This is a genomic window from Streptococcus sp. HF-2466 (genome assembly GCF_015594645.1).
Taxonomy (GTDB): domain Bacteria; phylum Bacillota; class Bacilli; order Lactobacillales; family Streptococcaceae; genus Streptococcus; species Streptococcus anginosus.
Genome location: NZ_JADNQU010000008.1, coordinates 22,524 through 34,523, shown reverse-complemented (window position 1 = coordinate 34,523; position 12,000 = coordinate 22,524). Strand labels below are relative to the sequence as shown.

Below are 12,000 nucleotides of genomic sequence, written 5' to 3'. Positions count from 1 at the left end.
TGATATAATAAGGATATATGGCAGAAATTCTTTTAAAAGACGGTGAGCGAGTCAATCAGCTCTTTTCTACTGACGTCAAAATTATTCAAAATCGAGAGGTCTTTAGCTACTCAGTAGATAGCGTGCTCCTCTCTCGCTTTCCAAATTTACCTAAACGTGGTCTTATCGTGGATCTTTGTGCTGGAAATGGTGCCGTTGGGCTTTTTGCAAGCACCCGAACCAAGGCTCAAATCATAGCAGTTGAAATTCAAGAGAGACTGGCAGATATGGCAGAGCGCTCTATTGAGCTAAATGGCTTAACCCACCAAATGCAGGTCATTCAGGATGATTTGAAATATCTCACCCACTATATCGATGGTAGTAAAGTGGACATGATTTTATGCAATCCACCCTATTTTAAAGTGGATGAACATTCTAATCTCAATGCAAGTCGGCACTATCTGCTTGCCCGGCATGAAATTGCGACAAATCTGGAAGAAATCTGTCAAATTTCCCAACGGGTCTTGAAATCCAACGGACGCTTAGCAATAGTTCATCGTCCCGAACGATTCCTTGATATTGTTGACACTATGACTGCTCACAATTTAGCACCAAAACGCATTCAATTTGTTTACCCAAAGACAAATCGCGAAGCCAATATGCTCCTCATTGAAGCTATCAAAGATGGTTCCCGTGACGGGCTAAAAATCCTGCCACCGCTTTTCATTCATAATGAAGATGGCAGCTACACTCCAGAAATTCATGAGATTTACTATGGAAACTAAAGCCTATATGTATGTTCTGGAATGTGCCGACGGCTCTCTCTACACAGGGTACACGACTGATGTTAAAAAACGACTTCATACACATAATACTGGAAAGGGCGCCAAATATACTCGTGCACGATTACCTGTTACTCTTTTGTATCAAGAAGAATTTCCCGACAAACCTTCTGCCATGTCAGCCGAAGCCCTCTTTAAAAGAAAAACACGACAACAAAAATTAGAATATATTGCAGATAAGAAAAAGTAGAAAGCGGGAGGTCTTTCTACTTTTTTGCAATGATTTATTGGTTATTTTTCTTAGAAATGACAGCAACAAATACGCTCAGAAAAACAACACCGATACCAGCTAAATATGACATGCTAGTTCCTGTACTTGGTAATAATTCTTTGGTTTTAGCTAATTTTTTGTCACTTGTAGTAGGCAAAGTTTCCTTGTTCCTATTCGTTTGAGAAGACTTCCCATTTTTATTAGACGAATCAGAATCTGTCAACCCAGCATGGGAGTTTTCTCCTTTTTGTTCTTTATTATTAGAATTTTCCTTTGTTTTTTTACCATCTTCATGCTGAACATTAGATGAAGATTGATTTTCTAGTGGTACAAGGGCTTGAATAGCAGTCTGTAATGCTTCACATTCTGCACCAATCTCTGCTTGTGTCGCATCATCTTTTTGTAAAATAGCTTGCGCCTCTTCTACTTGTTCTTTTAAGTTCGCAAGTGAATCCTTTGTATAATGCATAGTTTCCGCTAATTTTTCTTTTGCCGAAGAAAGAGCGGTTCCCAACTTTGTCTTATCTACTCCTTCTCTGGTTAAAAGCAAATCGTCAATTGTTCCCCATGAACCTTTATTTGCTTTCACAAATACTCCCAGTGTCACCTCTGTCTCTTTTGTTAGTGTAAAGTTCAATTTCGCTGTCTGCCAATTTGACCAACCAGCTAGTTTGACTTTTTCACTTTGAACATTTACTGCCTCAGCACGAGCAAAAGCATAAATATCTTCAGAGCCATTCGTATCACCACCTTGAATTTGAGCAGAAAATTGATAAGTTCCTGCTGGAAGTGTTATCTTTCTTTCAATGCCAGTTGTGTAATCGTTTGCGCCATTGTAGAAATTCATGGCATACTTGCCTGTTTTAGGCGTGTCTTGTCTACGCTTGATAAAATCGTTAAAAGTATAATCTGAAAGATCTTCTTCCTCAAAGCTAGAATTTGATAACAAACTCTCTTGCAGCTCTGCTTCTTCATTCTTATCATATTTTAGATTTGTATTCAACCCAGTATAAACATATTTAAATGTTGCAAGTGATGGCAAAGCTTTTCCTGTAAAATCAAACAATGCTTGATTATCCCATTCAGATCCACCGTAATTTTCCTGATTAACATTTGGATCATACCCAATGGCGGCACTAGAAGCCCAGCCCGAACCATATTTTTCCCAAATAGGTGTATTTACTTCTTTTCCTTTGGAACTAACCGGTGTCCAAGCTGGTTCCCAATAAAAGATGCCTAATGCACTTGCTTTATTGGCTGCATCAATGACATCTCGTAAGGCATGCGATTGCCCCTGAACAGAAGCGGGATAGCCACCTACCATCATTTGATTTTGTGTTCGGATAACATTTTGTTGACCATCTCCATCTTCTAATGTATAGGCATAAGAAGTCTCTGCTACAAGTGTCTTTTTCCCATACTTTTCGGTCACTGTCTTTAAAACTGAAGTCAGATTATCTAAATTACCATGCCAAAAACTATAATAACTAGTAGCAAATACATCATAATCAATATGGTGATCTGATAAACCTTTTGCGTAATTCAGTATCGTTTCCGTTTTATCTGGGTTGGTAAAATGAAAAGCTATCAGTATAGTTGCATCCACTTCTCGCACTGCTTTGGCGCCTGCTACAAACAACTGATAGCGTTCCTCTCCTGCTTCACCTGCTATCCCGCTACTCGTTGTTTCATTACCAACTTGAACCATTCCAACATCGACACCAGCTGCTTTTATTTTTTGAAGGCTCGTTTTGGTGTATTGATATAAAGCCTCTGATTTTTCAGACACATTCATATTTGTCCAATCTTTTGGTGGAACTTGACGTCCTGGATCAGCCCAAAAATCTGAATAATGAAAGTCCACTAGTAGCCGCATACCATGTGCTGTAGCTCGTTTTCCAATCTCAATTGCCTTTTCTATATCGCTATTTCCAGCGCCATAACCATGTCCGTTATGATCATAAGGATTATTCCATACTCTGACACGAATATAATTCACACTATTTTCTTTCAAAATATCAAAGATATCTTTGACATTTCCATTTTCATCTTTGTACTCTACACCACTTTTTTCTTGAGCAATTACTGTTGAAATATCCGTCCCCATGATAAAATCAGATGATAAATTTTCAACTTTATCAACACGTATTTTAGTATTTTCATTAGCTTTAATAGGAATGACTCCTCCAAGCAAACAAAGACTAGCAGCAAAAACAAGTGACAATCTTAATCCTATTTTCATACAGTTTTCCTATTTCTAATTGGTTTAATATTTTAGTGTTCGCTTTAAAAAACTGATAAAACAAGAAATAGGTTTTATCAGTTTTTAAACGAACATTTTATAAGAAGGCTAGTTATTCAAAATGCGAAAGAACGAATTGCACAGCACCTTTAGGATCACGCGTCAATTTGATATATTCAGCACCTTTTGTCGCAACAAGTTTGATGCCCAATTTATCCGTATCTTTCTTAATATCTTCATAGTAAGAATTGACTTGTGGAGCTAGCACAATCATGTCAAAATCTTTCATAATATCGTAGTGCGAACCATAAGCACCAGCTGTTGAACTGAGGTCTATGCCTAGTTCTGCTGCACCTTCTGTTAGTGCATTTGCTAGCATGGCGCTTGTCCCTGCACCGGCACATAGAACCAAAATATTATGATGCTTTCCATCTGCAACCGCTTGAATTTGATCGTCTATTTCAGCTTCTGCTGCTTCTTCAAGCTCCATCACTTCTGCCTTTTTCGCTTCTTCTTCTACTAATGAATCATCGTACGCTTTGATAAATGGAAGGTAGATGAGAGAATCAACTACAATCAACAACAGCATCAACACAATAGATAAGATTCCTGCACCCGTACCTAAAATCAAGCCAATCGGTGCTGGTGTTGCCCAAGGAAGGACATACATAAAACTGTTCATACCTAACACATCAACAAAGAACTTGAAAGCACAAACATTGATCATTGGAGCGATTAAAAATGGAATAAAGAAATAAGGATTTAAAATAATCGGTGTTGCAAACAACAATGGCTCATTGACTGCAAAGCAAACCGGAACAAAGGAAGCTTTTCCGACAGCTTTTAATTGCTTAGATTTTGCAAAGAGCATGAAGAGGAATGGAACAACCAATGTTGCACCTGTACCACCCATTGTGCCAACGAAGTTTCCAAGCCCAACTGTCAACACGTTTGAAGCATGATGACCTGCTTTTACCAACTGTAAATTTGTTTCCACATTTGCATAAATAATCGCGACAATAGCTGGTTCTACAATTGAAGGACCATGCACACCAACAAACCAGAAGAGCGCCATTGCTCCCCAAATAATTGAAATTCCTAAATAGCCATCAGCTGCGGTAAACAAAGGTTGGAGAAGTGTGATAACAGCTTCTGCAAACGAATGCCCAAAGAAATAACGCACGATTGTATCAATCAGGACAGTAGCAAATACTGCAAATGAAAATGGAAAGACGTCACGGAAAGTTTGAGAAATCGTTCCAGGGACTTCTTTTGGCATCTTAATAGTAATGTCTTTCAATACACAGAATTTATAAACATTCACCGTGATAAAAGCTGCTACAAAAGCCGCTAAAATCCCTTTTGTTCCCATGTAGCCATTGGCTAAACCGTTTTCAATTTGATCCACACTTAAAAGGAGGAAGCTCACAATGGAAGCCAACATAACAGAAACCGAATTGATAGTCTTGTTGGTCGGCATATTGCGGTTCATTGATTCTGACAAACAACGAGCGGTCGTAGCAGACACGAGAATAGCTGCTACACCCATAGAATAGCCATATACTTTCCAAAGCCAGGTGGAAACATCATTTGGCAACTTAAATCCAAAAATTTCTAGAATTGCTGCTAGCAAGATAAAAATACTTGAAAATAAAATTGCAGGCATGGCGGCTAAAAAGCCGTCACGAATAGCGCCAAGATAAATATTGCGTGATATTTTTTCAAAGAAAGGTTTTCCTTTCTCAATTTGTTTGATAATTCCGTTCATGGAATTAGTCCTCCTTGTATTGATTTTTATATAATTCAATAAAATCTACGATCAATTCTTTTAACAATAATGTCGTCATCAAATGATCTTGACCGTGAATAAAGATAAATCCTAAATCTAAATCTTCTCCAGCTGCCTCTTGTGCTAAAATCTGCGTTTGTGAATTGTGGGCTAAATTTAAATTTTCATCTGCTTCTTTTAAAGCAGCATCTACATTTGTAAAATTACCTTGACGAACCTCTTTCAGCAAATTCAGTAAACAACTACGTGCATCCCCCGAATAAGCTACGATTTCAAATCCTAACATTTGTAATTCGTTTTTATTCATCTTATCTCCCTTCTTAAATCACAATCTTTGTTTCACTAACATGCTTGTACCAATAAGCGGACTCCTTAGGGTAACGCTTTTGAGTTTTAAAATCAACGTAAAACAAGCCATAGCGCTTATTGTAGCCATTTGACCACGAGAAAACATCCATCAAAGACCAAAGGAAATACCCTTTTACCACAACACCGGCATCAATAGCTTTGCTTAAAGATTGCAAATACACTTTCAAATAATCAATCCGTGGCTTATCCATGACGATACCATTGTCAAACTCGTCTTTATAGCCCATTCCATTTTCAGTAATATAAATCTTTTGATAATGTGGATAGTCTTTCTTAATTCTCAATAAAAGGTCATACAAGCCTTCTGGGTAAATAATCCAATCCCAGTCTGTTCGTTCCATCCCTTCCTTGTAAATCCGTTCTCCAATGCCTTGCACTTTATAAACTGAAGTGCCTTTATCACCCGTTCCATTATGATGAATAATTGATTCGCCCTGATAAGCCTTAACAAAATGACATTGATAATGGTTGATTCCAAGATAATCATTTCGGTGACTAGCTTTTTTCATTTCTTCAAAGTCACTTTCAAGGAACTCATAACTAGCATTGTTAGCAGCGCAAATTTCATTAAGAGCTTCCATTGTTTCGTTTGAATAATAACCTAGATAAGTAGCGTCTAGCAAGAAACGAATAGAAAGCGCATCATCCAGAAAAGCTGCATGCTTATTTTCTTCGCTGTCTGTTGCTGGATATTTTGTTTCCAAAGAATGCACCACTCCAATTTCACCAAGGTAACCCTTCTCCTTGAAAAGATTTACTACACGCGCATGCGCGTACATCATATTGTGCAGGCATTGAATCACCTTACTCAAATCATACTGAATCCCCGGAGGAAAGACACCGAGCAAGTATTGATTGGTCGCAACAGGATAAATTTCGTTAAAAGTGCTCCAATGATGAACCTCTGGAAATTCTTGAAAACAAAATTCAACATATTCCACAAACGCTTCAATCGTATCACGATTGAGAAAATCACCTTGATCAAACAAAACTTTCGGAGTATCAAAGTGATGCAGTGTAACAAATGGCAGGACGTGGTGTTTCGCACATTCAGCAAACACACGGTGATAAAAATCTACTCCTTCTTGGTTCACTTCACCACGTCCATTCGGAAAAATCCGACTCCAAGCAATAGACAAGCGCAAACCATTGACACCAAACTTCTCACACAGCTCAATATCTTTTGGGTATTGATGATAGAAATCACTAGCCGGATCTGCTAAAAATCGTCCTTGTTTTTCTAAAAATTCATCCCAAGCGACCGGACCTTTTCCACCTTCTTTTGTAGCTCCTTCTACTTGATAAGCAGCTGTTGCACCGCCAAAAATAAAATCTTCTGGTAATTGAAACATGTCTTCTCCTTTACAATAATCTTTGAATATGAATCACCAAATACACCTTTTCATTTGGATGAAGCCCTCCACCCAAATGCTGACGAATGACTTCATAAATATCTTCGCCAATTTGATAGGCTTCTGGATAATCCTTTTTGATATATTCTTCTAAATTCTTCATGGAAACTTTTGAATCACTGTCATCTTGATCCAAACGCTCAATAAAGTACGTCAAATGAATCATTAAACGATCATAAAAATTACTATTCTTTTTCGTCCGCTTAATACCATGTTTTAAGAGCTCCTCTTGCACCAAAGCAATCATTTGTCGGGTCAGTGTTTGTTCATCTTTACTAATCACGACATCTTCGCCTTTCGCATTGATAAACTGTAAGGCCAACCGCCCAATCTCATCTTTTGGAAAATCCACATCCAATTTTTCTTTTAAAATCACCAAAGCATGCTCAGCAATTTTGTACTCCGTCGGATATTGCTCCGACATATCCGGCAAGTGGTTGCTTTTATAAGTATTTCTTTGCAGCGCTTGATAACTACAATAAATATGATCTGTCAAAGTTACATAGATGTACTCTTGAACTGGAAATTGGAACTGTTGAATACCATAATCAATAATTTCATAACTAGTCGTGATAAAGTCCAAGGGAACATCTTTTAACAAAGCAGAAAAGTTTTCGCGCGATTCTTCACTTTTTAGTTGAAAGACTTTTTCTACTCGTTCTTCTGCCAGCAAATCCCCTTTTTTCTTTTTAAAAATGATACCGAGCCCCATGACAACAGCCTGTTCACCACTTTCATTTTTGACCACCGCAACATTATTATTTAGTGGCTGGACAATTCGAAACATTCGTGTCCTCCTTCCTAACAATCTTTCTGTAAAACATAAAAAAGCCATAAACAAACCAAGATTTTTTACTTGGGTCATTTATGGTCTCGCCTAATTTCTTAGTTACAATCTATGTTTTATTTAACTTTATGAATAGAGTTTAACACATTTTCAAACTTTTGTAAACCCTTTCCTACTTTATTTTTTAAAAATTTATACAAAATGGATAATTTGTATAAATTTAAAATCTTTCATTCTACACTTAAAAAAATAACTTACTTCTGCGCAATACCATTTGGGATAATGACCTCTTTGAGCAGTTTCTCTTCTTCCTTGATGCGATTATACAAAACTACCGCATACAGAGGAAATAGAATACAAAATGAAATTAGTGCATGACAAAGTAATGCTAAACCAATCAACTCTGGAACGATATTCAAGAAATAATTTGGGTGTTTCACATAGCGGAAAAGCCAATGATCGACAAACTTATGATCGTTTACAAGCATCAATTTCACTGTCCAAATGTCCCCTAATAATTGCGTCACAACATAGAGCATAAACATTGAAAATAGCAATAGCCCCAAACCTATAGCACTAAGTGCGTCAAACCGAACCTGACGTATCGTAGCTTCGGCAAAGCAAGAAAGGTAAAATAAAATGTGAAGAATAGTGATATACTTGGTATTTTGCACGCCATATTCACGCCCACCATTTGCCAATATCGCTTTCTCATTCTTCATCGATATTTTTAGAAATACCAACCGAAATATAAATACCGCTAAAACAATAAGTCCTGATAAAGTCATACGACCTCCTTATAATAAAATAATCTATTTTATTATATAAAGAGGGGATTTCCTAAGTCAATACATTCAAAAAATATCATATAAACTGTAGAAAGAATTTACAATGTTGTTAGTTCGATTTCTTCTACAATTCGTTTTACATCGGCTGGGTCTACTTTTGGAGTCCATTGCAGGCAGTTAGCTGTTGCATAAGCACAGGCACAAATGACAGCTTCTCTATCAACTCTCCCCCTACTTTCTAAAGCATGGCAGAGACTTCCAAGGAAAAAGTCCCCTGACGCAATAGGATTTTTAACATGAATTGTTGGAAACGTCAGTTGGAAAACATCATCTTTCAGACGTGCTACGACTCCTTTTCCTCCCATTGTCACAATGAAATAGGGAATTTTAGTATATTCTTTGAGAAGTTTTGCTGCTTCTTCTGCAGTTTCAACTGGACATCCTGTTAATTCTGCCAATTCTTCATCGTTAATTTTTACAATGTCAGGTTGTGCTGAAAAAGCTGCTTTTAGTGCGACACCGCTTGTGTCTACTACTAAATTCACATCTTCTGGCAAAAGACGACCAATTTGTGCAATATAATCATCTGGCATCCCTTTCATCAAAGAGCCAGAAAACACAACGCTATCTCCAGATTGAATGCGCTTTATAAGATTTGAAGTGAATTGTTCTAATAAATCCTTATTCAGCTCAAATCCAGCTTCATACACAAGATAGGTCTTTCCTAATTCTGTATCAATCATAATTGTACAAGTACGCGTATTTTTATCAACTTCTGTCACAACGAGCGGAATACCGTCTTCTTCATTTAATTGTTGAATATATTCGCCCATTTTGCCACCTAACATTGTATGAATGCAAAAATTTCCTTGCTCTTCGCCTTTCTCGCAATTCAGGACATAAGCCACATTAAAACTCTTTCCGCCAGCATTCTCATGCACTTGATTTGGTCTGTTGACCACATCTTCTTTAAAATGACTAAGTAAAACTGTCCGATCCAAAGCTGGATTTGGACAAACTAAATGAATCATGTTTCTTCCTTTCTTTTTTTCAATCAAAAGCCAGACTATTTCAAAAGGAATAGCCCAGCTTATTGTTATCTTATTCTTCTATTTTGCATTTGCAGCGTATTCTTCATTTCGCTTAATCATTTGTTTTCTATACCATGCAAAGATACCAATATAGAACACTAGAAAGACAATAACACCAAAGATAGCTTTGATATCGCCTGTTGTAGCATTTCCGATTGTCCAACCAAGTAATTTTTCAATTGGACCTTCAAGAGTAGAGTGGGTAATCAATTGTGTGCTAGCTACCCCTTTAGGAAATGCATCTACGCCTTTCGCTAAGTCCGTAACAAATGGCGCAATAAGGGTTCCAGATAGAAGGAAGAGCGGAAGCAATAGAGTTCCAAATACAATCATCCGAATGAGTTTACCACGTGTAACAACCAGAAGCGCTGGAGTAACCCCCATTGCAATAATCCCAGCAAGTGGCAAAATACCATTTCCGACTTTGGAAAGAAGAACTGCTTCTACTAGCATAATTGGTGCTAAAACATTGGCACATGCCCAGATTTCTGCACGACCTGCGATAAATGGCCAGTCAAGTCCAATATTGAATTTACGTCCTTGAAGACGTTTTGTTGCAACATTTGTAATTCCTTGTGAAAGAGGTTCTACTGCCGCGATGAACCAAGAACCAATAAGTGAGAACAATTCCAAGCAGACACCAGCTGTCAAACCAAGAGACAACCAACCTTTGATAACAAGTGACCATTTTGCTGCTTCGGCAATGCCAGATACTGGATGTGGCGTTCCCATAATCCCTATCACAATCCCAAGGATAAATCCAATAAAGAATTTAGAGCCCCAAAAACCAATTTTCTTATTCAATTTTGCAGCGTCAAAGTCATATTTATCCAACCAAGGGAAGAATTTATCAAAAATCTTATCCAAAACCATGATAACTGGATTCATCATGTAGTTCATGTGAGTAGAGGTCATTGGCGAGGAGCTAGGCGCATTAAGCAAGTCATCAAATGTTGGTTTCATTAAGTCAGAGTTAATAATTTTCATTACTCCGACAAGTACGACTGCAAGCGTTGCTACAAAGAGCGACACACCTTGGCTAACACCATTATTATCCGCATACCACTTAATCAATAGACCTGTAATTGATAAATGCCAAATATCAAAAATATCAACATCTAAGGTATCCGTTTTTTTCGTAATTAACATCACGACATTAACGATGAGCATAATGAGTAAGAAGTAAAGCGTCCAAGCAGAACCCCATGTAATCGTCGCCAATGGTGCCCAACCAACGTCTGTAATATTAAGTTGAATTCCTGTGTTTTCAACGAATTTCGCAAGTGAAGCCGAGAAAGCGCCATTTAACATACCGATAATAGCACCAATCCCCGTAAGAGCTATGGCAAGTTTAATACCGCCTTCTAAAGCTTTGGAAAACTTCACTCCAAAGCATAAAGCAAGCACCGTTAAGACTATCAACATGATAATTGGTGCCCCCATATCTAAAATGGGTTTAAAGAAGCGATTGGCTAAGTCAATAATGACATTCATAAAAAATCCTCCCGATTTTATTTTTTGAATGATAGTGAACGAAAAGTGAACTAACTATTTCAGTAGATAAAAATTGTTTTTATCTAGCGTTTCAATTTTTCATTTTTTTATTTTTTCCAATGAATTACTTTAACTAAGTCCATGTTCCTTAATAGCTGCTTCAATATTGTCATATACTGGTGCACTCATGGCTGGAATACGGAATAAAATTGGTCCTGCTTCAATAACAGGAATCCCCGGTTCAAATCCCAAATCCGTGGCTGCTATTGGGGTGAAAATATCATAACCTTTTATCAAGTCTTCATTCACATCTTTGACCATTACCGCATCGCATTGGACATCATAGCCGCGATTTGAAAGTTCTTCTTCAAGAGCATTTTTGATTTGGTGGCTTGAGTTTACCCCTGCTCCACAGGCTGCTAAAATTTTAATCATTGTAAAATCCTCCATTTTTATTTTTAATGATTTATTGTTTCCGATATATAATGAAATAGTTTATCTTCCTCTTCCAACTTGGATAAGGACTCTAGGTTGCCGTCAGCAGTAAAGAAGTCCATCAATTGAGCCAAGATATTCGTTTGACTGGCATTAGAATTATTGATAATGAAGAACAAAAGCGATACTTGTACTTCATTTGACGGAACAATCATATTATGAAAAGTCACCGGCTGATCCAAGCGGACTACAACCACTTTTTCTGCTAAATTATGAACAATATCCGTATGCGGAATTGCTACATTCGGCAAATCTTTCCCTAAAAATTCCATGTCCAGCCCCGTAGGAAAGGACTTCTCTCGCTCAATCAAGGCGTCTTTATAAGAAGAGGTCACAATGTGTCTCTCCTCAAGGAGATTCGCAACTTGATTGAAAAGCTCTTCTTGACTGTCAGCATGCAGACAAAAGACTAAATCTTTATCGAACAACTGATAAAGTTCCATCATGCCCTCCTTCTATTTTGTTCTATTTTGTTTATAAGTAAAGTATATCATTATATGC

The 12,000-nt window shown here is 37.5% G+C and carries 12 protein-coding genes; 2 read left to right on the top strand and 10 right to left on the bottom strand.

Translation table 11 applies throughout. The annotated features are described in order from the left end of the window. Positions 1-17: 17 nt before the first annotated feature. Both IYQ91_RS07165 and IYQ91_RS07160 read left to right on the top strand, forming a co-directional pair. The gene (locus IYQ91_RS07165) at positions 18-764 is read left to right on the top strand and encodes a tRNA1(Val) (adenine(37)-N6)-methyltransferase (protein WP_195673461.1); all 747 of its coding nucleotides are present in this window, start codon (positions 18-20) and stop codon (positions 762-764) included. Beyond that, positions 754-1,011, top strand: a complete 258-nt coding sequence (locus IYQ91_RS07160) for a GIY-YIG nuclease family protein (protein ID WP_022526317.1) — start codon at positions 754-756, stop codon at positions 1,009-1,011. The genes IYQ91_RS07165 and IYQ91_RS07160 overlap by 11 nt, the downstream gene beginning before the upstream one ends. Before the next feature lie 34 nt (positions 1,012-1,045). On the opposite strand, the gene IYQ91_RS07155 is transcribed toward IYQ91_RS07160, so the two are convergent. The 10 genes from IYQ91_RS07155 to IYQ91_RS07110 form a co-directional block, all read right to left on the bottom strand. Beyond that, complete coding sequence (locus IYQ91_RS07155) at positions 1,046-3,274, bottom strand: glycosyl hydrolase 53 family protein (protein ID WP_195673460.1); 2,229 nt, start codon at positions 3,272-3,274, stop codon at positions 1,046-1,048. A 112-nt stretch (positions 3,275-3,386) separates the two neighbouring features. Then, positions 3,387-5,042, bottom strand: a complete 1,656-nt coding sequence (locus IYQ91_RS07150) for a PTS lactose transporter subunit IIBC (protein ID WP_195673459.1) — start codon at positions 5,040-5,042, stop codon at positions 3,387-3,389. Positions 5,043-5,046: 4 nt separating this feature from the next. Next, positions 5,047-5,370, bottom strand: coding sequence for a PTS lactose/cellobiose transporter subunit IIA (locus tag IYQ91_RS07145; RefSeq protein WP_003030041.1), 324 nt, complete (start codon positions 5,368-5,370; stop codon positions 5,047-5,049). A gap of 13 nt (positions 5,371-5,383) precedes the next feature. Continuing rightward, entirely contained in the window at positions 5,384-6,784 is a 1,401-nt protein-coding gene (lacG, locus tag IYQ91_RS07140; RefSeq protein WP_195673458.1) for a 6-phospho-beta-galactosidase, read from the bottom strand. 10 nt (positions 6,785-6,794) lie between these two features. Next, on the bottom strand, positions 6,795-7,631 hold the full coding sequence (locus IYQ91_RS07135; protein WP_195673457.1) for a PRD domain-containing protein: 837 nt from the start codon (positions 7,629-7,631) through the stop codon (positions 6,795-6,797). Between the two features lie 254 nt (positions 7,632-7,885). Then, positions 7,886-8,419 (bottom strand): isoprenylcysteine carboxyl methyltransferase family protein, encoded by a 534-nt coding sequence (locus IYQ91_RS07130; protein ID WP_126467404.1) that lies wholly within the window; start codon positions 8,417-8,419, stop codon positions 7,886-7,888. Positions 8,420-8,517: 98 nt separating this feature from the next. Continuing rightward, positions 8,518-9,450, bottom strand: coding sequence for a 1-phosphofructokinase family hexose kinase (locus tag IYQ91_RS07125; RefSeq protein ID WP_195673456.1), 933 nt, complete (start codon positions 9,448-9,450; stop codon positions 8,518-8,520). Positions 9,451-9,528: 78 nt separating this feature from the next. Beyond that, a complete protein-coding gene (locus tag IYQ91_RS07120) occupies positions 9,529-11,004 on the bottom strand; it encodes a PTS galactitol transporter subunit IIC (protein WP_195673455.1) in 1,476 nt (491 codons plus the stop codon). Between the two features lie 129 nt (positions 11,005-11,133). Further along, on the bottom strand, positions 11,134-11,439 hold the full coding sequence (locus tag IYQ91_RS07115) for a PTS sugar transporter subunit IIB (RefSeq protein ID WP_003023769.1): 306 nt from the start codon (positions 11,437-11,439) through the stop codon (positions 11,134-11,136). A gap of 23 nt (positions 11,440-11,462) precedes the next feature. Further along, positions 11,463-11,942 carry a PTS sugar transporter subunit IIA gene (locus IYQ91_RS07110; protein WP_195673495.1) on the bottom strand — a complete coding sequence of 160 codons (480 nt, stop codon included), beginning with the start codon at positions 11,940-11,942 and terminating at the stop codon, positions 11,463-11,465. Positions 11,943-12,000: the final 58 nt, after the last annotated feature.